Source organism: Streptomyces sp. NPDC050315, assembly GCF_040655775.1.
In the GTDB taxonomy this organism is placed as follows: domain Bacteria; phylum Actinomycetota; class Actinomycetes; order Streptomycetales; family Streptomycetaceae; genus Streptomyces.
On the sequence record NZ_JBFAKN010000001.1, the window covers coordinates 84,267 to 108,994 of the forward strand.

Sequence of the window (24,728 nt, forward strand, 5' to 3'; positions counted from 1 at the left end):
GCCGCCGGCTCTCCGCCTCCCACGCGACACCCCTCATCGCTGCCCGCCGTCCCCACGGCGCGCCGCGCCCTGCCCCGCGCAGGGATGGAATCCCACCGAATGCCGAGGACCGTATGAGCACGCAACCGACGACCGACGTGGCGCCGCCACCGTCCCCCTCTGGCGACGGCCCGTCGGACGGCCTGCAGGCCGGTCTCAAGAACCGCCATTTGTCCATGATCGCGATCGGCGGGGTGATCGGCGCCGGCCTGTTCGTCGGCTCCGCCTCCGGCATCGCCGCCGCCGGGCCCGCCATCCTCCTGTCGTACGCCCTGGTCGGCGCGCTGGTCGTCTTCGTGATGCGGATGCTGGGCGAGATGGCGGCGGCCTATCCCAGCTCCGGGTCGTTCTCCGCGTACGCGGACCGGGCGCTCGGCCGCTGGGCGGGCTTCTCGATCGGCTGGCTGTACTGGTTCTTCTGGGTCGTGGTGCTGGCCGTCGAGGCGACGGCGGGTGCCAAGATCCTGGAGGGCTGGATACCGGCCGTGCCGCAGTGGGGCTGGGCGCTGATCGTGATGGTGGTGCTCACCGCGACGAACCTGGCGTCGGTCGCCTCGTACGGTGAATTCGAGTTCTGGTTCGCCGGGATCAAGGTCGTCGCGATCGCCGCCTTCGTGGCGATCGGCCTGCTGGCCGTCTTCGGCGTGCTCCCCGGCGCGCACAGCGAGACCGCGGGCATCGCGAACCTCACCGAACACGGCGGCTTCATGCCGAACGGTCCGGGGTCGATCCTGACCGGCGTGCTCATGGTGGTCTTCTCCTTCATGGGCAGTGAGATCGTCACGCTCGCCGCCGGCGAGTCGGAGAACCCGCAGCGCGCCGTCACCAAGGCGACCAACAGCGTCATCTGGCGCATCGCGGTCTTCTACCTCGGCTCGATCTTCGTCGTGGTCAGCCTGCTGCCGTGGAACGACAAGTCGATCACCGAGGACGGCAGTTACGTCGCGGCCCTCAACGCGATCGGCATTCCGCACGCCGGTGAGGTCATGAACGTCATCGTGCTGACGGCGGTGCTCTCCTGTCTCAACTCCGGGCTCTACACCGCCTCCCGCATGGCCTTCTCGCTCGGTCAGCGCGGTGACGCGCCCAAGGCGTTCGCGCGGACCACCGCCCGCGGCGTGCCGCGCGCCGCGATCCTCTCCTCCGTCGCCTTCGGCTTCGTCGCGGTGTTCTTCAACTACGAGTGGCCGGACACCGTCTTCGCCTTCCTGCTGAACTCCTCCGGCGCCGTCGCGCTGTTCGTGTGGCTGGTCATCTGTTTCGCGCAGCTGCGGATGCGCGGGATGATCCTGCGGGACGACCCGTCGAAGCTGGTCGTGAAGATGTGGCTGTTCCCGTATCTGACCTGGGCGACGATCGGCCTGATCTCGTTCGTGCTGGTCTACATGCTGACCGACCCCGCCGGACGGCAGCAGGTCACACTGTCGCTGCTGGCCGCGGTGCTCGTGGTGGCGGTGGCGCTGGTACGGGACCGGGTCCGCGGTTCGCGGACGGCGTAGCCCCGGACAGCCACCTCACCAGTATTGCTGGTGACGCGGTGGGCCCATCCGTACCAGGATGGGCCCATGTCCGAACCCAACGCTTCCACCGGTCGGGCCGGCTCCGCCGCCGAGCCGCTGCCCCGCCAGGTCGCCGACGCCTATGTCGACGCCCTGATCGACCTCGACCCCATCACCGGCACGTTCCTCGGCGTACCGGAGAGCTCCGGCAAGCTGCCCGACTTCTCGCCCACCGGGCAGGAGGCACTGGCCCAGCTGGCCCGCACGACGCTCGACCGGCTCGCCGCCGCCGAGGCGCGTCCCGGCGGCGACAGTGCCGGCGAGCGGCGCTGCGCCCGGCTGCTGCGCGAGCGGCTGACCGCCGAACTCGCGGTCCACGATGCGGGCGAGGGCCTGCGCGCCGTCAGCAACCTCAGCTCGCCGCTGCACTCCGTACGCGACATCTTCACCCTCACGCCGACCGCGACGGACGAGGACTGGGCGGCCGTCGTGCAGCGGCTGCGCGCGGTGCCCGCGGCGCTGGAGGGATACCGCGCCTCGCTCGGCGAGGGCCTGAAGCGGGGGCTGCCGGCCGGGCCGCGGCAGGTGCGGACGGTGCTCGGGCAGCTGGGCGAGTGGATCGGTACGGACCGCAGCTGGTTCGCCGACTTCGCCGCGACCGGGCCCGAGAGCCTGCGCGCCGACCTGGACGCCGCGGCCGGCTTCGCCACCGGCGCGCTGATCGAGCTGCGCGACTGGCTGCGCGACACGTACGCGCCGGCCATCGAGGGCTCCCCCGACGTGGTGGGCCGCGAGCGGTACGCGCGCCTGGCCCGCTACTACAACGGCAGCGACCTGGATCTGGACGAGGCGTACGCGTACGGCTGGTCCGAATTCCACCGGCTGCTCGCCGAGATGGAGAAGGAGGCCGCGAAGGTCCTCCCGGGCGCGAAGACGCCGTGGGAGGCGCTGGCCTGGCTGGACGAGCACGGCGAGATGGTCGAGGGCGTCGAGGAGACCCGCGAGTGGCTCCAGTCGCTGATGGACGAGGCCATCGAGAAGCTGGACGGCACGCACTTCGAACTGGCCGAGCGGGTCAAGCGCGTGGAGTCGCGGATCGCGCCCGCGGGCACCGCGGCCGCGCCGTACTACACCAGCCCCTCGCTGGACTTCACACGCCCGGGCCGCACCTGGCTGCCGACCATGGGCGAGACCCGCTTCCAGGTCTACGACCTGGTCTCCACCTGGTACCACGAGGGCGTGCCCGGCCACCACCTCCAGCTCGCGCAGTGGGCACACGTCAGCGACGAGCTCTCGCGCTACCAGACCACGGTCGGCATGGTCAGTGCCAACGCCGAGGGCTGGGCGCTGTACGCCGAGCGGCTGATGGACGAGCTGGGCTTCCTGAACAACGCCGAGCGGCGGCTGGGCTACCTGGACGCCCAGATGATGCGTGCGATCCGCGTGATCATCGACATCGGCATGCACCTGGAGCTGGAGATCCCGGCGGACTCGCCGTTCCGGCCGGGCGAGCGCTGGACCCCGGAGCTGGCGCAGGAGTTCATGGACGCGCACTGCAGTCGCTCGTCCGACTTCGTGGAGAGCGAGATCATCCGGTACCAGGGGATGCCGGGCCAGGCGATCGGCTACAAGCTGGGCGAGCGCGCCTGGCTGAACGGCCGCGAGGCCGCCCGCCGCCGGCACGGCGCCGCCTTCGACCCGAAGAAGTGGCACATGGCGGCGCTCTCCCAGGGCTCGCTGGGCCTGGACGACCTGGAGAGCGAACTCTCGGCGCTGTAGCCGTACGGGCAGCAGGGGCGGCGGCCCACGGACGGCCGCCGCCCCTCCCCTCTTCGCGCCATCAGACGAGGTCGGCGGCGATCAGCAAGTACTGGAAGCTGCCGTCCTTGTACGCGGTGAGGAATGCGTCCTCGATGCCGGTGGCCAGCGGCGACCGGGCCCGCAGCTCCCAGTACGGGATGGTGTCCCGGGTGAGGTCCACCACGGAGACCGGGACGAGCCGGTTGGCCGACATCTCCTTGAAGTAGCTGCTGCGCGAGTGGATGTCGCAGATGTAGTGGGCGTTGATCTCACTGACGGCCCGGGACGGCAGGCCGTAGGCGTTGTTGTAGCAGCCGGTGATGGTGACGTACCGGCCGCCGCGCTTGAGCAGCCGGGCGTACTCGGGGAAGAGCACGGACAGGTCCACGTACATGGTGCTCTCGTTGTTCCAGATGGCCTGGAAGCCGCCCGTCTCGAAGCCGGTGTCCAGCATGTTCTTCAGGTGGAATTGCACCTTGCCGGTGACCCCGCGCTGCTCCGCCTGCTCGTTGGCGAAGGCGACCTGGCGCTCGGAGATGGAGATGCCGTCGACCTGGCAGCCGGTCCGCTCGTGGACGAGGAAGCTGCTGCCGCCGCGGCCGCAGCCGGAGTCCAGCACCCGGTCGCCGGGGCCGAGCGGGCCGAGGTGGTCGACGAGCAGGTCCGCCTGGGCGCACTCCAGGCGGTGCAGCTCGGCGACGATCCGCTCCTCCCGGGTCTCCTCCGGCCCTTCGAGGACGGACCAGTCCACCTCACCGATCCCGTAGTGGTGGTGGTAGAAGCCGTCCACCGCGCCCAGGCGCAGATTGACCGGGTTCTTCTCCTGGTTCCAGTACTCGGCGACGGACTTCTGATATGCGCTCGCGGCGGCCGGAGCGGCCGTTTCGTGCAGGGTCATGCATGTCCTCCTGTGTGACGACGGAATTCGTTGAGATGACGGGATGCACCGCGGGGGCGGGATTCACTGGGACGGTGCGGGGTCGTGGTAGCGGGCGCTGGTGGCGTGCCACTCCTTGCTGCCGCCCATCCAGGCCCACAACCCTTCGAGGTAGCGGCCCAGTTGGGGCGAGCCGAGCCCGCTCAGGGCGATGCACTCGGCCTCCACGGTGTGCATCAGCTCGTCATGGATGGCCGCCGCCCGGTCGACCGCTTCCTGCAGTGAGCAGTCGTCCTCGGCGGCGATGAGGTTGGGCAGATTGGTGTCGGTGGGGTCCTCCTTGGCCATCGAGTAGATGTCGTTGAGGAGGACGTTGGCGGTGCCCGCGTAGAGGTAGGTGCGGCGCACCCGGGGGTCGGCGAACTCGTGGGCGGGCAGCTCGTAGCCGCCCACCGGGTCGATGAGCACCATGCACGGATAGAAGGCGTTCTCGTAGCGGTGCAGCAGGTACTCCCAGACCGCTGGCCGCCGCTCGGAGCTGCGCCACTCCGCTTCCTGTCCGTATCCCACGAACATCACGGCCAGTTCGTGCCGGAGCCGGGCGACCTGGACCGGGCTGGCGATCTGCGCGAGGTGGTCCAGGCAGGACCGGAAGGCACGCAGTACGGGCTCCTGCTGGACGCGCTCCTCGAACCGTGCGTAGTAGCGGCTCGGGATCCGCACCGGGTCGATCACGGCATGGGCCATGGCCATCCGGGTGCCGAGCAGTTCCGGCGTGGTGTCCTCGCCTTCGTCGACCCAGTGGTCGTCCACGGACCACTCGGCCAGTCCGCAGCGGGCCGCGGTCAGCAGGACGTCGGGGTCGTCGCAGTCGGGGTGGGCGAGCATGAACAGCCGCCCGAACTGGTGCGACCGGAGCCGTTCGAGACGGCCCTCGAAGATGCCGATCTCCGCGGCCCAGGCGACCAGGCGCTCATTGACCTCCTCGCCCAGTGCCGGGTCGTCGCGCACGGCATCGGGGCAGTACAGCTGCGGGATACGGACGGCGGAACCGGCGGACTCGCCGTCCTCGGCGGGCGCCGATTCGGGTTCCGATGCGGATGCGGAGCCGCGTGCGGAGTCGTACGTCGAGTCGCGTGTGGAGTCGCGGAATGCGCGCACCGCCGACGTCCCCAGGCCCGTGGGGCCGTCGAGCAGCCCGCGCAGCACCTCCGTCGGATCCGTCGCGGGGGGTTGGGGCATGCGAAAACCTGCCTCTCAGGGAGGATTGCCTACATACGGGAAGGAGCGGATCGATCCGGCAGCAGGCTGTCCAGTCCCGGCGGCGGGCATCCCAAGATCGTATTTTTTCCTCCGTTCGGAGGCGCCTTACGGCCATATCTGCGGACGCATATACGAATGACACCGCTGAGGCAGGTGGTGATCGACCAGGCGTACGGGGCGGCGCGCCCGGCCGACGACACGGCCGGGGCGCTCGCCCCCGGAGCCGCTCAGTGCTGGAAGCCGCCCTCCGAGTTGATGACCTCGCCGGTGATCCAGCACGCCTCGTCCGTCGCCAGCCAGGCGATGAGCCGGGCCGGGTCGTCGGGCGCGCCCCACGCGCCGCCGGGGAAGCGCCGGGCGACCCACTCGCGGAGCTCGCCGACGGCGTAACCGGTGTCGACGGGGCCGGGGTTGACGGTGTTCACGGTGACGCCGAGCGGTGCGAGGGTGGTGGCGAGCGTACGCGTGGCCGACGCCAGCGCGCCCTTGGCCAGGCCGTACGCCACCTCTTCCGGCATCCCGCCGCCCTGGTCCTGACCGGACGTCATCATGACGATGCGGCCGCCGGGCTGCTCCGGGGTGCGGTGCCGGGCGTACGCCTGGGCCAGCAGGATCACCGACCGGGTGTCGATCGCCCAGTGCGCGTCCAGCATGGCCGCGTCGATGGTGTCGAGCGTGCCGTCGCCGCCGCTGAGCGCGTGGTTGGCGACGAGGATGTCCACCCGGCCGCCGAGCGCGTCGGCGGCGGTGCGGAGGAGACGTGCCGGTGCTTCGGGGTCGGCGAGGTCGGCCGGTCCGTGCGTCACCACCGCGCCTGGGACGGCCACTTCCCGTACGCCCGCCGCGACTGCTTCGGGCCCGCCCGGGTCGGCGCCCCACGGCTGCCGCGCGTCGTGCGGGACGTGGTGGTGCAGATACACACTCGCGCCGTACGCGGCCAGCCGGCGGGCGACGGCATAGCCGATACCGCCGCGCCGGCTCGCGCCGGTGACCAACGCGGTGCGGCCGCGCAGCGGGTACGGCGCGCGGCGCAGCGCGTCGGCGGAGGGGGACGGGGGCGGAGACGGTTCGGTCGCTTCCGTTCCGGTCGCTTCTCGTTCGGTCGTTTCCGGTTCCGTGTTCCGGTCATGCGTCATGGCCATGGTCGATCACCCTGGCCGCCGAGCCGGGCCCCTGTCATCCCGTTTTCCGCGTTTCAGCAACCCGCGTTTCAGCAGCCGCAGGAGACCGGTGCGTCCGCGTCCGCCGGTGCCGGGACCGGCGCCGTGAGCGGGTCCGCCGGGCGGCGCTCCGTGCCGTCCGCGGTGTTCACTGGGTAGCCCTCGCGGATCCAGTACTCGATCCCGCCGAGCATTTCCTTGACCCGGTAGCCGAGGCGGGCGAGGGCGAGTGCCGCGCGGGTGGCGCCGTCGCAGCCGGGGCCCCAGCAGTGGACGACGACGGGGACGGCGGGGTCGAGGAGACCGGCGGCCTCCTCGGGGATGCGGGCGGTGGGCAGGTGGACGGCGCCGGGGATGTGGCCCTGGCGCCAGGACTCCTGGCTGCGGGAGTCCAGCAGTACAAAGCCGGGGTCCTCGTCGCGGGCGAGCGCGGCGTGGACGTCGGCGACGTCGGTGTGGAAGGCGAGGCGGGCGGCGAAGTAGGCGGCGGCCTCGGCGGGCGCTGCCGGGGGTACGGTCAGCGGGGAGTTACCGGCGTGCTGTGTGGTAATTGCGTTCATGGCAGAAAACTACGGGCGGGCGATCCGCGCCGGAATGGATCTTCCCCGGTAAAACCCTTGATCTGCCGGGGATTCCACTGCTAAACAGCGGTCATGACGAGCTCTCCCCGGTACTCCCCCGACGCCACCGACTGGCGCATACTCGACGCCCTGCAGCAGGACGGACGCGCGGGCTACGCCGTGCTGGCGCGGGCGGTGAACATGTCGGCCAGTGCCGTCACCGAACGGGTGCGGCGGCTGGAGGAGGCCGGGGTGATCCGCGGGTACGCGGCCGTGGTGGACCCCGAGCGGATCGGGCTGCCGGTGCTGGCCTTCGTACGGCTGCGGTATCCGAACGGCAACTACAAGCCGTTCCACGACCTGCTGGAGAACACGCCGGAGATCCTGGAGGCGCATCACGTCACCGGCGACGACTGCTTCGTCATCAAGGTCGCGGCGCGCTCGATGCGGCATCTGGAGGAGGTGGCGGGGCGGATCGGCGCGCTCGGCGCGGTGACGACCAATGTGGTGTACTCGTCGCCGCTGCCGGGCCGGCCGATCCGGCCGTGATGCCCTGATGCCCTGATGCCCTGACGACTGTCAGCCGGCGCTCTCGGGGGTGCGGAGGCGGACCGACGAGCCCGCGCGGTTCTTGACGACCTCCAGCTGGGCCGGGATGCGCTGGCGGAGGTCGGCCACATGACTGACGATGCCGACGCTGCGGTCCCGTTCGCGCAGCGAATCCAGTACGTCCAGGACCTCGTCGAGGGTCTGTTCGTCGAGGCTGCCGAAGCCCTCGTCGATGAAGAGGGTGTCCAGGCGGGTGCCACCGGCCTCGTCGGTGACCACATCGGCGAGGCCGAGGGCGAGGGACAGCGAGGCGAAGAAGGTCTCGCCGCCGGAGAGCCCGGCCGTGTCGCGTTCCTGACCGGTCCAGGCGTCGATGACGTGCAGGCCGAGGCCGGAGCGGCGGGCGCCGCCGGCCCGCTCGTCGGAGTGCACGAGCGTGTAGCGGCCACCCGACATCCGGGTGAGGCGAGCGCTGGCGGCGGCCGCGACCTGTTCGAGGCGCGCGGCGAGGACGTACGACTCCAGGCGCATCTTGCGTTCGTTGTCGGCCGAGGTGCCCGCCGTGAGAGACGCCAGGCGGGCGACGCGGTCGTACTCGGCGCGGAGCGGGGCCAGTTCGCGGGCGTCGTGCTCGGCGCGGGCCGACAGCCGGTCGAGTTCGGCGCAACGGTCGCGGGCTGTGGCGTGCGCGGTGGCGGCCTCACGCAGCCGACGGGCAGTCAGTTCGCTTACCGCACGGGCCTGTTCGGTGTCGGCGGGCGGCAGTGCCGCGGCGTCGGCGGTGCGCGGGTCGGCGAGCTCCGCGGCGACCGCGGCCTCCTCGGCCTGCCAGGCGTCCAACTGCCCCTGGACACGGCGCCATTCGTCGTCGCTCAGCATGGCCGCGGCGGCATCGCGCGGGGTGTCGAAGCCCGCCTTGTACGCGGCGTCGGCGAGGGCCGCGTCGGCTTCCTTCAGGCGCTCGGCGGTGGTCTCGGCGTCCCGTACCGCGGTCACCGCCTCGGCGAGCAGCGCGGTCTGCCGTTCCAGCCGGTGGGCGCGGTCGGCGACGCTCGCGCTGTCGCCGCGGGCCCGGCGCAACCCTTCGGCCAGCGCGTTCTCCTCGCGGTCCAGGGCCTCGCGGCGGGAGTCGCGGGCCGCGGTGCGCTGCTGCGCGGCCTGCTGTTCCGCGCGGCGCTGCTCGTACTCGCGCTCGGCGCGGGCGAGGGCTTCGCGGGCGGCGTGCAGCCCGGCGCCGGTGGCGTGCGCGGCGTTGTGTTCCGTACGAAGCTCTTCGAGTTCCTGGGCGAGCGCGGCGACCGACGCGTTGCCTGCGCCCGCGGTGGCGGCGGCCAGCTCCTCCTTCACGGACTGCCCGGCCCGCTCGGCCTCCTCGCGGGCGGACACAGCACGCTCGTACGCGGCGAACGCGGCCTCCTCCCGGTCGCGGTCCACATGATCCGCTTCGGTACGGGCGGGCGCCGGGTGTTCGGTCGCGCCGCAGACGGCGCACGGCGCACCGGCTTCCAGGTTCTTGGCCAGTTCGGCGGCGATGCCGTGCAGCCGCGCCTCCCTGAGCTTCAGCCACTCCTCGTGGGCCGCGGTCGCGGCTTCCCTGGCGCGCAGCAACTCCCGCTCTGCGTCGGCCAGTTGGGCGGTGGCGCGGTCGCGGCGGCGGGCGGCGGCCAGCCGGGCTTCGGCCGGTTCGAGGCGGGCGCCGAGCTGTTCGGCGCGGGCCGCCGCTTCCTGGGCGGTTTCGATGCGGTGCTGGTGCGCAGTGCGGGTGGCTTCCCAGCCGGTCAGCCAGTCGGCGGCGTCCAGGAGGGCCTGTTCGTCGGCGCGGGCCTCGCGGTCCAGTGAAGCACGTTCGGTGGCGATGTCGGCGGCCCGGCGCTCGTCGCGGCGGGCCGCGTCGAGCGAGCCGAGCTCGCCTCTCAACCGGTGTTCCAGCACGGCGAGTTGGTCGCTGCCCGCGTCCACGAGGTCGGGGCGCAGTCGCTCGCGGGAGCGGCGTTCGGCGGCCTGCGCCGCTTCGTGGTCGCGCCAGGCGGCGTCGCGCAGGGCGAGCCCGGGGGCGACGCGCTGGGCCTTGCGTGCCTGGTCCAGCCGCTGCCGGGCGCGGTCGCGGTCGGCGGCCTGCGCTTCGAGCGCGGCGGCACGGCGGCGGGCCTCGGCGTGCCGCTGCTGGAGCCGGGCGCGTTCGAGGGTGTCTTCGAGGGCACGGGCCGCCTCGGCCGCCGCGGTCTCGGCCGTGCCGGCCGCCGCCTCGGCGATCTCCAGCCGTTCACGCGCGCCCGCCCGGGCGACTGCCGCCCAGGCCAGGACGGTGGCGGCGAAGCCGGGCTCGCCGGGCGCGGGCGCGGCGTCCATCCGTACTGCAGGCTTCACGGCCGGCTTCTTCGTCCGCGTACGGGAGCCACGACCAGTACCGGTGGCGGTGCCACGACCGCTCCCCGTGGCGGGCTCCTCCTCCGCGCTCCCCGGCGCCGGCACCGACGCATCGCGCAGATCCGGCGTGTCACCCGCCGCCTGCGCCATCCGATGGGCGAGCGCGAGCAGCCGGTCGTCGGCGGCGGTGACCCGGTCGGCCGCCGTCTTCCGCAGCCCGGCGAGCCGCTCCTCCAGGGCCGCGAACCGGCGGGTGTCGAAGAGCCGGCCGAGCAGCTTGGCACGGGCCTCCGCGTCGGCCCGCAGGAACTTCGCGAACTCCCCCTGCGGCAACAGCACGACCTGGCAGAACTGCTCCTTGCTCATGCCGAGCAGCTGCTGGATCTCCTCGCCGATCTCCTGATGGGAGCGGCTGAGCGCCTTCCACTCCCCCGCCGCCGGGTCGTACTCGCGCAGCGCGCTGTACGCCTTCTCCATCGTCGTGCCCGTGCCGCGCTTCTTCAGGCGGGGCTGTTCGGGCCGCCGGGTGATCTCCAGCCGGCGGTCGGCGACGGTCAGGTCGAGGACGACCTCGGTGGCCGTGCCGGGGGCCGCGAGGGCGCTGCGCAGGGACTGGCCGCCGGGGCGGGCCCCGGGCACGGAGCCGTACAGCGCGAAGCAGACGGCGTCCAGGACGGAGGTCTTGCCCGCGCCGGTCGGGCCGTGCAGCAGGAAGAGCCCGGCGCCGGAGAGCCGGTCGAAGTCGACGGTCTGGGCGGCACCGAACGGCCCGAAGGCGGTGAGGGTCAACCGGTGCAGCTTCACGCCGACTCCTTCGCCGCCTGGTCGGTCCGTACTTCGTCGAGCGCGGCGCCCAGCAGGGCGCGTTCCGCCGCGTCGGCGGCGCGGCCCGGGCGCACGTGGGCCACGAAGTCCTCGGCGATCTCCTGGTCGCTGCGGCCGCGCAGCCGCTGGGCGTACGAGACGTCCGGCCCGCCGTCGCGTGCTTCGGGCTCGAAGGCGAGGGCGAGGGTGTGCGGGAAGCGCTCGGTGAGCCGCGCCATCGGCTCATGCGGGCGCGCGGGGTCGGTGAGGGTGGCCTCGATCCAGCATTCTTCGTGCTCGGCGAGGCCCGGGTCGGCGAGCAGGTCCTCCAGCCGGCCGCGGAGCCGGGCGAGCGGCCGCGGCACGGGGCACGGCAGCCGCTCTGCCTCCAGCGCACCGTCCGCGCCCAGGTCGACGAGCCACATCGACTTGCGGTGCTGCACCTCGGAGAAGGAGTACGCGAGCGGGGAGCCGGAGTACCGCACCCGCTCGGTGATCGTCTGGCAGCCGTGCAGGTGCCCGAGGGCCGCGTAGTCCACGCCGTCGAACACCTCGGCCGGTACGGAGGCGACGCCGCCGATGGTGATGTCGCGCTCACTGTCACTGGGCGCGCCGCCGGTGACGAAGGCGTGCGCGAGAACGACGGAGCGGGTGCCGGCGGGCCGGGTGGCGAGATCGGCCCGTACCCGGTCCATGGCCGCGCCCAGCACCTGGGTATGCCGGGCCTTCTCGGCACCGAGGGTGTCCCGGACCAGCGCCGGCTCCAGATACGGCAGTCCGTAGAAGGCCACATCTCCGTGATCGTCGGCGAGCACGACAGGCGTACCGCAACCGGCCGGGTCGGTACGCAGATGGATACCGGCCTTCGCCATGAGGCGGGCGCCGACACCGAGCCGACGGGCCGAGTCATGGTTCCCGGAGATCATCACGGTAGGCACGCCGAGATCGGCGAGCCGGTGCAGCGCATCGTCGAACAGCTCGACGGCGGCGAGCGGCGGCACGGCCCGGTCGTACACATCACCCGCGACGAGCACGGCGTCGACCTCGTGCGTCCGGACGGTCTCGATGAGGTGATCGAGGAAGGCGCGCTGATGGCCGAGCATGTTCACGCGGTGGAACGAGCGCCCGAGGTGCCAGTCGGAGGTGTGCAAGATTCTCAAAGATCCGCTCCGGCCTGCACGTCGTCCCCTTCACGAGCCCCTGGGCCACCCCGCCCCTCACCGGCCTCATTCTTGCATCAGGGGAAGGGGTGGGGAGACGGGGGCGGAGGATTCGTACAGCGAAGCTCGGCGGGCTCAGCGCTGTGGGAAGACCTTGCCGGGGTTGAGGATGCCCTGCGGGTCCAGCGCGGTCTTGATCGCGTGGTGCATGTCCAGGACAGGGGCGGAGATCTCCTGGGCCAGGCCGTCGCGCTTGAGAAGGCCGACGCCGTGCTCGCCGGTGACCGTGCCGCCGAGGTCGATCGCGTCCGCGATGATCTCGTGGAAGGCGGCCTGGGCGCGCTCCCGCGCCGCGGTGTCGCCGGACGGAGTGATCAGCAGTGGGTGGAGGTTGCCGTCGCCGGCGTGCGCGATGTTGGCGATGAGGGTGTCGTGGCGGGCGGCGGCCCGCTCGATGCGGGCGAGCATCTCCGGTACGGCGGCCTTGGGCACGCACACGTCCTCGGTGAGGACCGGGCCGAGGCGTTCCAGCGCCGGGTAGGCGAGCCGCCTGGCGGCGAACAGCGCGTCGGCCTCCTCCTGGTCGGTGGACTGCGCGGCCCAGGTGGCGCCCGCCTCCTCGAAGCAGGCCAGCATGTGCGCGGCCTCCTGCTCGCCGGCCGGCCCCGGCGCGTCCGTACGGCCGAGCAGGACCACGTCCGCGTCGACCGACAGGCCCATGTTCTTCCACTTGTCGACGGCGGCCAGGCAGTGCCGGTCGATCAGCTCCAGCGCCGAGGGGGTGAGCCCGGCGGCGCCGACCGCGGCGACGGCGCGGCCCGCGTCCACGACGGAGGAGAAGTACCCGGCGACCGTGCGCTCCGGCTCGCGCTGCGGGCGCAGCCGTACGGTGATCTCGGTGATCACTCCGAGCGTGCCTTCGGAGCCGACGAGGAGTCCGGCGAGGTCGTATCCGGCGACGCCCTTGGCGGTCCGCCGCCCCAGCCGTACCAGCTCGCCGGTGCCGGTCACGGCCTCCAGCCCGAGGACGTAGTCCCGCGTGACGCCGTACTTCACGCAGCACAGGCCGCCCGCGTTGGTCGCGACGTTGCCGCCGATGGTGGACCAGGGGGCGCTGGCCGGGTCCGGTGGGTACCACAGGCCGTGCTCGGCGCAGGCGGCGCGCAGGTCGTCGTTGACGACGCCGGGGCCGACGACCGCGAGCCGTTCGACCGGGTCGATCTCGTGGATGGTGTTCATGTGCTCGGTGGAGAGCACGACGCAGCCCTCGATGGCGTTGGCGCCGCCGGAGAGGCCGGTGCCGGCGCCGCGGGTGACGAGCGGGACGCCGTGCCGCAGGCAGGCGCGGACCACGGTGCGTACTTCCTCTGCCGTGCGCGGCCGGACGACGACGCGGGGCGTGCCGTGCGGCGCCCACTCGGCCTCGTCGTGCACGAACCCGGCGGCGACCTCCGGGTCCTCGACCAGCCGCCCGTCCGGCAGTTCCTGCCGCAGCTCATCGATCAGCACGCCGGACCGCCCGTCTTCCTCGAACACATCAGCCATGTCCGCACGTTATCCGCAGGCCGAGGGGCGGTGATCAACACCCCTCGCGCAGCTTCTCCTTGGCGGCGCGCCACTCCGGCGCGAGTACCGACCAGACCTCCATGTCGTGCCGCTTGCCGCGGTAGGGGTAGCTTTCGCGGAGGACGCCGTCCTTGGTCATGCCGAGGCGGCGGGCGACGGCGATGCTGGGGGCGTTCTCGGAGGAGACCAGCCATTCCACGCGGTGGATGCCGCGCTCCTCCACCGCCCAGTCGATGAGTACGCGCGCGGCCCGGGTCACCAGGCCCCGGCCGGCCGCCGACGGCTCCAGCCAGCAGCCCGCCTCGGCGGTGCCGGTCGCGAGGTCCATCGTCCGCAGGAGGACGCCGCCGACCAGCTTGCCGTCCGTCCAGATGCCGTGGATGCGCCCGGTGTCGGCCGCGGCCTTCTCCGCGTACGAGCGGAGGTACGCGCGGCTCGACTCCAGGTCCGTGACGGCGTCCGGCAGGCCGATGTACTGGCCTATGAACTCCCGCCCCCGCTCGATGTTGGCGAGGAACTCCCCGGCCTGCCACGGTTCGAGCGGGCGCAGCTCGGCACCGTCGTCCCCCAGGGACCTCGCGTACATCGTCACCCTCCCCGTTGCCCGCGGCTCAGGGCCGGGACAGCTGTCTGCTGATCACCAGCCGCTGGATCTGGTTCGTTCCCTCGAAGATCTGCATGATCTTGGCTTCGCGCATGTAGCGCTCGACCGGGAAGTCCCGGGTGTAACCGTATCCGCCGTAGACCTGCACCGCGTCGGTGGTGACCTTCATCGCGGCGTCGGTGGCGATGAGCTTGGCGACGCTGGCCTGGCGGCTGTACGGGCGGCCTGCATCGCGGCGGCGGGCGGCGTCGAGGTACGTGGCGCGTGCCGAGTCGACGGCGGCGGCCATGTCGGCGAGGACGAAGCCGAGGCCCTGGTGGTCGATGATCTTCCGGCCGAAGGCGGTGCGCTCGTTGGCGTACGTGACGGCCGCGTCCAGGGCCGCCTGTGCGACGCCGGTGGCGCAGGCGGCGATGCCCAGCCGCCCGGAATCCAGCGCGGACAGGGCGATCTGCAGACCCTGGCCCTCGCTGCCGATCAGCCGGTCCGCCTCGATGAGCGCGCCGTCCCAGTGCGCCGCGGTGGTCGGGATCGCGTGCAGGCCCATCTTCTCCTCGGGCCGGCCGAAGGTCAGCCCTTCGGTGGCGCCGGGCGCGAGGAAGCAGGAGATGCCGCGGCTGCCGACGGCGGTGCGGGCGAAGAGGGTGTAGAAGTCGGCCTTGCCGCCGTGGGTGATCCACGCCTTGCTGCCGGTGATCCGGTAGCCGCCCGTCTCCCGCACGGCCTTGCAGGTCAGCGCGGCGGCGTCGGAGCCGGCCTGCGGCTCGGAGAGGCTGTAGCCGCCGACCATGTCCCCGCCGAGTATGCCGGGCGCCCAGCGTTGCCGCTGCTCCTCGGTGCCGTACGTCATCAAGGCGTACGCCGACATGGTGTGCACGCTGGTGGCCACCGCGACGGCCGCCCAGCGGGCCGCCAGCTCCTCGATGACCTGGAGGTACACCTCGTACGGCTGGCCTCCGCCGTCGTACTCCTCCGGGTAGGGCAGGCCGAGCAGCCCGGCCGCGCCCAGGGTGGCGAACAGCCCTTCCGGGTACCGCTCTTCGCGCTCGTGCTTGTCGACGAGGGGCGCGAGCTCCTTGTCGGCGATGTCGCGGGTGAGGTCGAGCAGGTCCTCGGCCTCTTGAGTGGGCAGCAGCCGGTCGACGGTCATCGTGCCTCCGTGTGCGTGCCCGCTGCGGCGCGGGCGGGGGTGGTACCGAGAGCCGCGAGTGCGGCACGGGCCTGCTCGCGGAAGTCCGCGACGCGGGCGAGCTTGATGTCCTCGTACCCGCGGATGAGGTCCGGCAGCTCGGCGACGGCGCGTACGGCGTCGGTGTTCTCCGGGGTGAGGTGGGCGAGCGCGCCGCGCACCAGCCGGCGGTACTCGCCGATCAGGGCGCGCTCCACGCGGCGGACCTCGGCGTATCCGAAGAGGTCGAGCGAGGTGCCGCGCAGCACGCGGCCGGCGCGCAGGGCCCGGAAGACGGCCGGCGCGGTGCGGCGCAGCCGGATCTTGCGCTGCATACCGAGGGCGCGCAGGGCGGGCGGGTGGAGGAGGACGGAGACGGTCGATCCGGCGCCGAACTCGTCGCGCAGCTTGGCTTGTTCGGTGGCGTCGAGGTGCAGCCTGGCGACCTCGTACTCGTCCTTGTACGCCATGAGCTTGTGCAGGCCGCGGGCGTAGGCGAGGGCGAGGGAGGTACCGGCTTCGGCGCCGGCGCGCTCCTGGGCGAGGGCCGCGACGCGGGCGACGTCGTCGGCGTACCGGCGGGCGTACTGCTCGTTCTGGTACTCGATGAGGTCGGCGGTGCGGGTGGCGACGGCCTCGCGCAGCGCCTCGTCGGAGGCGTGCTCGGCGGCGATCGACGCGGCGGCCGGGGTGATCGCGACGACCGGGCGCTCGGGGGCGGCGAGCGCGGCCGTGACGGCTGCGCGGTCGAGTACCGCGGCGCGGCCCCAGCGGAAGGCGGCGAGGTTCTTCTCGACGGCGGCGCCGTTGAGGCGGATGGCGTCCTCGACGGCGTCGGCGGTCAGCGGGAGGCAGCCGTGCTGGTAGGCGGCGCCGATGAGCACCATGTTGGCGGGCATGTGGTCGGCGAAGAGGGCTTCGGACAGGCCCTGCGCGTCGAGGTAGAGGTTGTCCTCGCGGCGGGTGACCGACTCGATGCGTTCGAGGGCGTCGTCGGGCGAGCCGGGGAGGACGACGCGGCCGGTGACCATGGCGGCGGTCGGTACGACGGCGGTGTTGACGACGGCGACGGTGTGGCCGGCGCGTGCCACCGCCATGTTGCTGTCGGAGGCGGCGCCGAGCAGGTCGAAGCCGACCAGGACGTCGGTGGTGCCGCGGGAGGCGCGCAGCGCGCCGGTCACCGGCGTCTTGGCGATCCGCAGGTCGCTGAGGACGGGGCCGCCCTTCTGTGCGAGGCCTGTCTGCTCCAGCCCGGCGGCGTACAGGCCGTCCAGTCGGGCCGCCATCTGGAGGATCTGGGAGACGGTGACCACGCCGGTGCCGCCGACGCCGGGCATCCGCAGCAGGGTGCCGTCGGGGCCGACGCGGCGTTCCGGTTCGCGCAGTGCCACCGGCAGGTCCGGGATCTTCCGGGGCTCCTTGCGGCCCGGCTCGACGAGCAGGAAGGACGGGCAGTCGCCCTTGAGGCAGCTGAGGTCGGTGTTGCAGGACGCCTGGTGGATGCGGGTCTTGCGGCCGAACTCGGTCTCGACGGGCTGGACGGAGAGACAAGTCGACTTGTCTCCGCAGTCCCCGCATCCCTCGCACACCCGCTCATTGATGGCGACCTTCTCCACCGGGGTGGGCAGCTGGCCGCGCTTGCGCAGCCGCCGCTCCTCGGCGGCGCAGCGGTCGTCGTGCAGCAGGACGGTGACGCCCTCGGTGGCTGCCAACTCCCGCTCCACATCCGGGATTTCATCGCGGTGCCGTACGGTCGCGATCGGGTCCAGCCGCACGCCGCGGTAGCTGCCGGGCTCCGCGGTGGTGACGACGACCTTGCGTACGCCTTCGATGGCGAGCAGTCGGATGACGGCGGGGATGTCGAGGCGGCCTTCGGCGCGCTGGCCGCCGGTCATGGCGACGGCGTCGTTGTAGAGCAGCTTGTACGTCATGGTGACGCCGGCGGCGACGGCGGCGCGGACGGCGAGCGAGCCGGAGTGGTGGAACGTGCCGTCGCCGAGGTTCTGCACGAAGTGCGCGTCGTCGGTGAAGGGCGCGATGCCGATCCACTGGGCACCCTCGCCGCCCATCTGGGTCAGGCCGATCTGCGTGCCGCGCCCGGCGCCGTCCAGCGCGATCATCGCGTGGCAGCCGATGCCGACGCCGACGAGCGTGCCGTCGTCGGTGCGGGTGGAGGTGTTGTGCGGGCAGCCGGAGCAGAAGTACGGGGTGCGGGCCGCGACGGTGGGCAGGGTGATGCGAGTGGGGCGTGCCGGGGCGAGCGCCTCCAGGTGCGCACGGGCCCCGTCCGGCAGCCGGTCGGCGCCGATGCGGCGGGCCAGCGCCCGGGCCACGTCCTCGGCGCCGAGCGTGCCGCGCGCGGTGAGCAGCGGCCGCCCGTGCTCCTCCCGGCGCCCGACGACGACGGGCGCGTCCGCCGTCCGGTACAGCGCCTCCTTGAGCAGCCCTTCCAGGAAGGGCACCTTGTCCTCCACCACGAGGACCTGCTCCAGGTCGCCGGTCATGGCCACCAGATCCTCGTCCGCGACGGGGAACGGCATCCCCATCCGGATCAGCCGCAGGCCCAGCGCCTCCATGGCCGCCTCGTCCAGGCCCAGGTCGTCCAGGGCGCGCTGCACGACGGCGTACGAGGTGCCGGAGGCGAGTACGCCGAGGGTGGCGCGGCGGGCGCTGAAGGTGACCTTGTTGAGCCCTGCTGTACGGGCGTACGCGCGGGCCAGGTCGAGGCGGCGGGTGAGCATGTCGTGCTCGGCGTCGAGCGCGGCGGGGCCGACCAGGGCGGGTGCGGTGGCGCGCTCGGTGCGGTCCGGCTCGGGGATGCCCTGGCGCACCGCGTCGAAGTCGACGGTCGCCGAGGCGTCGGCGATGTCCGCGACGATCTTCAGCCCGGTCCACAGGCCGGTGGCGCGGGACAGCGCGACGGCGTGCAGCCCGAATTCGATGATCTCCGCGACGGACCCGGGCGCGAGGACGGGCATCGCCAGGCTCTGGCACATCCGCTCGCAGGAGCTGGGCACGGTGGAGGACTTGCTGCCCGGGTCGTCACCGATCCAGGCGACGGCGCCGCCGAGCGGCGCGGTGCCGGCGAGGGTGGCGTGCCGGATCGCGTCGGCCGCGCGGTCCAGGCCGGGGTTCTTGCCGTACCAGTAGCCGGTCACGCCGTCGTGCCGGCGGCCGGGCACCTGACCGAGCATCTGGGTGCCGGCCACCGCCGTGGCGGCCAGCTCCTCATTGACGCCTGCCTGGAAGACCACGCCCGCCTCGTCCAGGAAGCGGGCCGCGCGCCCCATCTCCAGGTCGACACCGCCCAGCGGCGATCCCTGGTACCCGCTGACGAAGCCCCGGGTGTCGAGGCCGCGGGCCTCGTCCAGCCGGCGCTGCTCCAGCGTCAGCCGTACCAGGGCCTGCACGCCCGAGATCAGCGCGCGGCCGTCGGTGGCCGTGTACTTGTCGTCGAGCGACACCGCAGCGGATGGGGTGCTCACGCAAGCCTCCTCGACATCGTTGTGAAGGGATCATGAAGGGACCGGAAATGAGGTGGTGACGAACGGCACACAGCACAGCAACGGGAAGCGGAACGCACAAGAGTCCAAACGGAACTCACCGCCGACGCGCAAACTATTTACGAATGATCAGCCGCGACCTACATTTCTTTGCATGACTGAGGTCGACGACATCGATCACCGCCTGCTGCGGCTGCTGCGCGAGGACGGCCGCCGGACCTTCTCCGAGATGTCCGCCGAGGTGGGTCTTTCGGTCGCCGCGGTCAAGCGGCGGGTGGACCGGCTCAAGGACATCGGGGTGATCACCGGCTTCGCCGCGCAGATCGACCAGAGCAAGCTCGGCTGGGGCATCGAGGCCTTCGTGGAGCTGCGGTACGCCGGCACGACGCGGGTCAACGAGATCGTGCGCTCGGCCTACAACGTCCCCGAAGTACAGGCCGTCTTCACCATCGCCGGCGATCCGGACGCCCTCATCCAGGTCCGGGTGCGCGACATCGCCCATCTGCAGCAGGTCATCGACGGCCTGCGCAGCGCGGGCCGGGTCACGGGCACGAAGACGCTGATGGTCCTGGGGTCGTGGAGCCGGACGTGAGAGCTGCCTAATCCTCGGTGAGCTCTTCGCCGTCGCCGTCCTCGGGGAGCCCTTCGGCGCGCTCGGCCGCGGCCCGTCGCTCGGTGGCCATGGACTCGCGGTCGACGGCTTTCTGGTCCCGGGCGTCGTGCGCGTCCGCGCGGCGCAACTCCGCCTGGTTCCGGTCGAGGCGGGCCACGGTCGCGTCGAGCAGTTCGCGGGACTGCTTCATCGTCTCGTAAGCCCGCTCCCGGCTACTGACCGGCGGCATCCCCTCTCGCCGGCCCCGGCGGTCCAGCCGGCCCTCCCGTTTGTCGAGGTGTTCCTGACGTTCGTCCGCGGCGCGGTCCCGCTCGTCGGCCCGGCGATCACGCTCGTCCGCGGCGCGATCCCGTTCATCGGCGCGGCGGTCGCGCTCGTCGGCGGCGCGGTCCCGCTCGTCGGCGAGGCGGTCGCGCCCCTGCTCGCGTCCGCCGCCCCGGCCGGCGTCCGATGTCTCTGGTGCGTCCGAGGGTTCGCTGCCCATACCGACAGTATGCGTCGCCCCACCGTCCGCCGGGTTTCCGTTCGGGCACATTCGAGGGCTGCGACTCGTCACTACTCGGGGCATTTGCCCGGATTGACGTCACCCGTCCGCGGGAAGCCGTGGGTACATGGCACACGATCACACGCAGGCCCCGGTCCTCGAAGCGCTCGCCGACTACCGCGAGCTCGGGCGGCTCTCCTTCGCGCCGCCCGGACACAAGCAGGCCCGCGGCGCCGATCCTCGGGTCCGCGAGGTGCTGGGCGACGCCGTCTTCCACGGTGACGTGCTGGCCAGCGGGGGTCTGGACGACCGGCGGACCTCGGGCCGGGTGCTGGAGCGCGCCGAGAACCTGATGGCCGACGCCGTGCACGCCTCGCACACCTTCTTCTCGACCTGCGGCAGTTCGCTGTCCGTCAAGGCGGCGATGCTGGCCGCCGCGGGGCCGCACGAGAAGCTGCTGATCGGCCGGGACGCGCACAAGTCCGTGGTGTCCGGGCTCATCCTCTCGGGTGTCAACCCGGTGTGGGTGGAACCCCAGTGGGACGCCGACCGGCACCTGGCGCACGCGCCCTCGGCGGAGGCGTACGAAGCCGCCTTCGACGCCTGCCCGGACGCCCGCGGCGCGCTGGTCACCAGCCCCACGCCGTACGGCAGCTGCGCCGACATCGCGGCCATCGCCAAGGCCTGCCACCGCCGCGGCCGGCCGCTGATCGTGGACGAGGCGTGGGGCGCGCATCTGCCCTTCCACCCCGACCTGCCCTCCTGGGCCATGGACGCGGGCGCCGATGTCTGCGTGACCAGCATCCACAAGATGGGCAGCGGCCTGGAGCAGGGGTCGGTGTTCCATCTGGGCGGCGATCTGATCGACCCGGCGCTACTGAAGTCCCGCGCCGACCTGCTGGGCACGACCAGTCCCTCGGTACTGCTGTACGCGGGCATGGACGGCTGGCGGCGGCAGATGATGCTGCACGGCGAGGCACTGCTCGGCCACGCGCTGGAGCTGGCGGCGGAGGTGCGGACCGCGATCGAGAAGATCGACGGGCTGCACGTCAACGACCGGGCGGACTTCTGCGGCCCCGGCCTCGGGCACGACTTCGACCCGCTGCCGGTGGTGATCGACGTCAGCGAGCTCGGGACGACGGGGTACGCCGCCGCCGACTGGCTGCGCGCCCATCGCCACATCGACGCCCACCTCTCCGACCACCGCCGGATCAATACGCAGCTCACGCACGCCGACGACCGCGGCACCGCCGACCGGCTGCTCGCCGCGCTGCACGACCTCGGCCGGGCGGCGCCCGAGCTGCGCCCGGCGCCGGAGATCGGGATCCCGCCGCCGGCCACGCTGCGGCTGGAGCAGGCGTGTCTGCCGCGGGACGGGTTCTTCGGGGCGACGGAGGACGTGCCGGTGGAGCGGGCGGCCGGGCGGATCGCGGCGGAGATGCTGACGCCGTACCCGCCGGGCATCCCCGCCGCGCTGCCCGGCGAACGGCTCACCGAGCCGGTACTGCACTATCTGCGGACCGGCATCGAGGCGGGCATGAACCTGCCGGATGCCACGGACACCACGCTCGGCACGGTCCGGGTACTGCTGGAGGCGACACACCCGTAGAGACGTACTGGTACCTGGGCGCGCCCCGCGTGCCATGGGACTGCTGTCTCAGATGCCTTCCGTGACCGTGAAGAGGCCGCCCTCCCGGTCGCGGAGGGTGGAGCGGTGGCCGCCGCCCTCGGTCTCCACCGGCGGGGAGACGACCGCGCCCCCGGTAGAGGCGGCGGCCTCGGCGGCCGCCTTCACGTCCGGTACGCAGAAGTGCACGTGCCAGCGGGGCCGGACGTGCGGGTCGGGCGCCGACTCGATCGCTCCCCCGCGCAGCTCGGCCACCGTGTGATCGCTTTCGCGCACGATCACCCGCTCCTCCTCGTACGCCACGTCGCAGCCCTTGCCCTCCTCGGCCGCCCACTGCAGGACCTCGGCGTAGAAGATGGCGGCGTCGAACGCGTCCCGCGTCCGCAGCTCCAGCCAGGCCGGCGCGCTGCCCTGGCCGACGGACCAGCCGGTGGGGACGCGCCCTTCCCAGATCCCGAAGGTGGCGCCGTCCCGGTCGGCGGAGATCGCGGCGCGGCCGGGCCCGAAGGACCGGGGGCCGACGGCGACCGTGCCGCCGCGCTCCCTGATCCGGGAGGCGCAGTCGTTCGCGTTCGCGACGGCGAAATAGGGAGTCCAGGCGACGGCGACGTGCAGGGCGCCGGCCAGCTCACCGAGGCCCGCGACCGGGTTGCCGTCCATGAAGGCCACGGAGAACTCCTCGCCCAGCGCCCCGGGCCGGAAGGTCCAGCCCAGTACCGCGCCGTAGAATTCCTCGGCCCCCTGCAGGTCGCGCGCGCTCAGGCTGACCCAGCACGGAACTCCTGGCACAGGTTCGGTCGACGCCATGCTGGACGTCACTCCTTTCGCTCCGGCCGGGCTGCCCCGCACCGGCCTCCCGCTCCGCGGCGCACGGGTCCCGGGCCCGGCCTGATCCGTTCGCCCCACAGTGTCATCCGTGGGCCGGGGACACGCGTGGACGACACCCCGGTACCTCCCGTCCGAAACCGCCGGAAGTACGGGCCGGGGGATGGACCGGGGTACGGATCCCGGGCTCGGGCGCTCAGCGCACCGGCACTCCCGAGGCTACGCCTGCGAGCGGAAAGTGGCAGGCCACGCAGTGTCCGGGCGTCGCCGGCTCGGCGGGCGGCGGCTCGGTCGTCGCGCAGAGCTCCCGCGCGGCCGGGCAGCGGGTGCGGAAGCGGCAGCCGGAGGGCGGCGCGGCGGCCGAGGGCGTCTCGCCGCCGAGCGGCGCGGCCGCGGGCCCGGCCTGCGGGTCGGGGACGTTGACCGTGTCGAGGAGGCCGCGCGTATATGGGTGCAGCGGCCGGCCGAGTACGGCCTCGGCGGGCCCGGTCTCCACGAGCTTGCCGAGGTACATCACGCCCACGGTGTCGGCGAGGTGGTGCACGACGGCCAGGTCGTGGGAGATGAAGAGGTAGCCGATGCCCTTCTCGCGCTGCAGGTCGCGCATGAGGTTGAGGATCTGGGCCTGTACGGACACGTCCAGCGCGGAGACCGGCTCGTCGGCGACGACGAGGGACGGGTCAAGCGCGAGCGCGCGGGCGAGGCCGAGGCGCTGCCGCTGGCCGCCGGAGAACTCGTGCGGATAGCGGTCGGCGGCGCCGCGCTCCAGCCCGACGTCGTCCAGCAGCCGGCCGACCCGGGCGCGCTGCCCGGCGCGGTCGCCGATGCCCTGGATGGCGAGCGGTTCGCGCAGGATGGCGCCGACGCGCATCCGCGGGTCCATCGAGGCGTAGGAGTCCTGGAACATCAGCTGGACGTTGCGGCGGTGGGCGCGCAGCTCCCGGCCGGTCAGCGTGGCGATGTCGCGCCCGGCGAAGCGGATGGTGCCGGAGGTGGGCGCCTCCAGGCCGACGACGAGCCGGCCGAGGGTGGACTTGCCGCAGCCGGACTCGCCGACGATCCCGTACGTCTCGCCGCGCCGTACGGTCAGCGAGATCCCGGCGACGGCGCTGACCTGCCGCGCCGCGGTGCCGCAGCGTCGCGCGAAGGGCCCGGCGCGCAGTGGGTAGTCCTTGACGACGTCGGTGAGGCGGAGCAGCGTCCCGTCGTCCTCGCGCGCCGAGGGCCGGGGCGCCGGCAGTGTGACGGCCGCGGCCGGGGCATCGTCGTCCGGCGCTGACCCGACGGGGTGGAAGCACGCGAAGACATGGCCCGGCGCCGCGCCGCCGTCCCCGCGGAGCCGCGGTTCGCGCGCCCCGCACTCCTCCGTCGCGAAGTCGCAGCGCGGGGCAAAACGGCAGCCCGCCGGGACGGTGTGGAGGGCGGGCGGCAGGCCGGGGATGGTGGCGAGCTGCTGCGCGGGGCCCGCGGCCCGTTCGGGGAGCGCGGCGAGCAGGGCCTCGGTGTAGCGGTGCCGGGGCGCCGCGAACAGGTCCTGGACGGGGGCCTGTTCGGCGACCTTGCCGCCGTACATCACGGCGACCCGGTCCACCCGCCGGGCGATCACGCCGAGGTCGTGGGTGACCAGGATCAGCGCCATGCCGAGGCGGGCCCGCAGTTCGTCGATGAGTTCGAGTATCTGGTGCTGGGTGGTGACGTCGAGCGCGGTGGTCGGCTCGTCGGCGATCAGCAGCCGGGGCTCGCAGATCAGCGCCATGGCGATGGCGACACGCTGCCGCATCCCGCCGCTGAGCTGGTGCGGGTAGTGCGTCATCCGCTCGGCGGGGTACGGCATGCCGACCAGCCGCAGCATCTCCTCGGCCTTCTCCCGTGCCTCCGCCCGGCTCGCTCCGGTGTGCAGCAGGAGCGGCTCGGCGACCTGGGCGCCGATGGTCATGGTCGGGTTGAGGGAGGTCAGCGGGTCCTGGAAGACCATGCCGACGGTATTGCCGCGGACCTCGCGGAGGACGGGCTCGGGGGCCGCCGCCAGGTCGGTGCCGTCGAAGCGGATGCGGCCGCCGGTGATCCGCCCGCCGCTGGGCAGCAGTCCCAGTACGGACAGCGCGGTCATGGTCTTGCCGCAGCCGGATTCGCCGACGATGCCGAGTGCCTCGCCGGGGGCGAGGTCGAGGCTGACCCGCTCCAGGGCCTGTACGGTGCGGCGGCCGCGGCCGGTGATCTCGACGCTGAGGTCCTCGATGCTGAGCAGCGGAGGTGTCAT

Annotated in this window: 18 protein-coding genes; 5 read left to right on the forward strand and 13 right to left on the reverse strand. The window is 72.8% G+C overall.

Going from position 1 to position 24,728, the window contains the following annotated elements; genetic code table 11:
- Window positions 1–113 precede the first annotated feature (113 nt).
- Together AB0I82_RS00410 and AB0I82_RS00415 are read left to right on the forward strand one after the other, a co-directional pair.
- Entirely contained in the window at window positions 114–1,538 is a 1,425-nt protein-coding gene (locus AB0I82_RS00410) for an amino acid permease (protein WP_363254778.1), read from the forward strand.
- Window positions 1,539–1,604: 66 nt separating this feature from the next.
- Window positions 1,605–3,317, forward strand: coding sequence for a DUF885 domain-containing protein (locus AB0I82_RS00415; RefSeq protein ID WP_363254779.1), 1,713 nt, complete (start codon window positions 1,605–1,607; stop codon window positions 3,315–3,317).
- Window positions 3,318–3,378: 61 nt separating this feature from the next.
- Here AB0I82_RS00415 and AB0I82_RS00420 read toward each other — a convergent pair whose 3' ends face one another.
- From AB0I82_RS00420 to AB0I82_RS00435, 4 genes are all read right to left on the reverse strand, one after another.
- Entirely contained in the window at window positions 3,379–4,236 is an 858-nt protein-coding gene (locus AB0I82_RS00420) for a geranyl diphosphate 2-C-methyltransferase (RefSeq protein WP_363254780.1), read from the reverse strand.
- A 63-nt stretch (window positions 4,237–4,299) separates the two neighbouring features.
- A complete protein-coding gene (locus tag AB0I82_RS00425) occupies window positions 4,300–5,457 on the reverse strand; it encodes a family 2 encapsulin nanocompartment cargo protein terpene cyclase (RefSeq protein ID WP_363254781.1) in 1,158 nt (385 codons plus the stop codon).
- 248 nt (window positions 5,458–5,705) lie between these two features.
- The gene (locus AB0I82_RS00430) at window positions 5,706–6,620 is read right to left on the reverse strand and encodes an SDR family oxidoreductase (protein WP_363254782.1); all 915 of its coding nucleotides are present in this window, start codon (window positions 6,618–6,620) and stop codon (window positions 5,706–5,708) included.
- A 68-nt stretch (window positions 6,621–6,688) separates the two neighbouring features.
- Window positions 6,689–7,198, reverse strand: a complete 510-nt coding sequence (locus AB0I82_RS00435) for a rhodanese-like domain-containing protein (protein WP_363254783.1) — start codon at window positions 7,196–7,198, stop codon at window positions 6,689–6,691.
- 93 nt (window positions 7,199–7,291) lie between these two features.
- Between AB0I82_RS00435 and AB0I82_RS00440 the strand changes: the two genes are divergently transcribed.
- Window positions 7,292–7,747, forward strand: a complete 456-nt coding sequence (locus tag AB0I82_RS00440) for an Lrp/AsnC family transcriptional regulator (RefSeq protein ID WP_363254784.1) — start codon at window positions 7,292–7,294, stop codon at window positions 7,745–7,747.
- Between the two features lie 30 nt (window positions 7,748–7,777).
- Here AB0I82_RS00440 and AB0I82_RS00445 read toward each other — a convergent pair whose 3' ends face one another.
- The 6 genes from AB0I82_RS00445 to AB0I82_RS00470 form a co-directional block, all read right to left on the reverse strand.
- Window positions 7,778–10,918, reverse strand: coding sequence for an SMC family ATPase (locus AB0I82_RS00445; RefSeq protein WP_363254785.1), 3,141 nt, complete (start codon window positions 10,916–10,918; stop codon window positions 7,778–7,780).
- Window positions 10,915–12,078 (reverse strand): exonuclease SbcCD subunit D, encoded by a 1,164-nt coding sequence (locus tag AB0I82_RS00450; RefSeq protein WP_363254786.1) that lies wholly within the window; start codon window positions 12,076–12,078, stop codon window positions 10,915–10,917. Before AB0I82_RS00450 ends, AB0I82_RS00445 begins: the two co-directional genes overlap by 4 nt.
- A gap of 135 nt (window positions 12,079–12,213) precedes the next feature.
- Window positions 12,214–13,587 carry an FAD-linked oxidase C-terminal domain-containing protein gene (locus AB0I82_RS00455; RefSeq protein ID WP_363256023.1) on the reverse strand — a complete coding sequence of 458 codons (1,374 nt, stop codon included), beginning with the start codon at window positions 13,585–13,587 and terminating at the stop codon, window positions 12,214–12,216.
- Between the two features lie 70 nt (window positions 13,588–13,657).
- Window positions 13,658–14,230, reverse strand: coding sequence for a GNAT family protein (locus AB0I82_RS00460; RefSeq protein WP_363254787.1), 573 nt, complete (start codon window positions 14,228–14,230; stop codon window positions 13,658–13,660).
- A gap of 25 nt (window positions 14,231–14,255) precedes the next feature.
- Window positions 14,256–15,398: an acyl-CoA dehydrogenase family protein gene (locus AB0I82_RS00465; RefSeq protein WP_363254788.1), complete on the reverse strand. Its 1,143-nt coding sequence runs from the start codon at window positions 15,396–15,398 to the stop codon at window positions 14,256–14,258.
- The gene (locus AB0I82_RS00470; protein ID WP_363254789.1) at window positions 15,395–18,901 is read right to left on the reverse strand and encodes an indolepyruvate ferredoxin oxidoreductase family protein; all 3,507 of its coding nucleotides are present in this window, start codon (window positions 18,899–18,901) and stop codon (window positions 15,395–15,397) included. Before AB0I82_RS00470 ends, AB0I82_RS00465 begins: the two co-directional genes overlap by 4 nt.
- Window positions 18,902–19,073: 172 nt before the next feature.
- Here AB0I82_RS00470 and AB0I82_RS00475 point away from each other — a divergent pair, with 172 nt between their 5' ends.
- Window positions 19,074–19,511, forward strand: a complete 438-nt coding sequence (locus AB0I82_RS00475; protein WP_030255899.1) for an Lrp/AsnC family transcriptional regulator — start codon at window positions 19,074–19,076, stop codon at window positions 19,509–19,511.
- Between the two features lie 7 nt (window positions 19,512–19,518).
- Here the strand turns inward: AB0I82_RS00475 and AB0I82_RS00480 are convergent, their stop codons facing one another.
- A complete protein-coding gene (locus AB0I82_RS00480; RefSeq protein ID WP_363254790.1) occupies window positions 19,519–20,016 on the reverse strand; it encodes a hypothetical protein in 498 nt (165 codons plus the stop codon).
- Window positions 20,017–20,143: 127 nt separating this feature from the next.
- Here AB0I82_RS00480 and AB0I82_RS00485 point away from each other — a divergent pair, with 127 nt between their 5' ends.
- Entirely contained in the window at window positions 20,144–21,625 is a 1,482-nt protein-coding gene (locus AB0I82_RS00485) for an ornithine decarboxylase (protein WP_363254791.1), read from the forward strand.
- 48 nt (window positions 21,626–21,673) lie between these two features.
- Here AB0I82_RS00485 and AB0I82_RS00490 read toward each other — a convergent pair whose 3' ends face one another.
- Window positions 21,674–22,450: a VOC family protein gene (locus AB0I82_RS00490; RefSeq protein ID WP_363254792.1), complete on the reverse strand. Its 777-nt coding sequence runs from the start codon at window positions 22,448–22,450 to the stop codon at window positions 21,674–21,676.
- Window positions 22,451–22,664: 214 nt separating this feature from the next.
- Window positions 22,665–24,728 carry an ABC transporter ATP-binding protein gene (locus tag AB0I82_RS00495; RefSeq protein WP_363254793.1) on the reverse strand — a complete coding sequence of 688 codons (2,064 nt, stop codon included), beginning with the start codon at window positions 24,726–24,728 and terminating at the stop codon, window positions 22,665–22,667.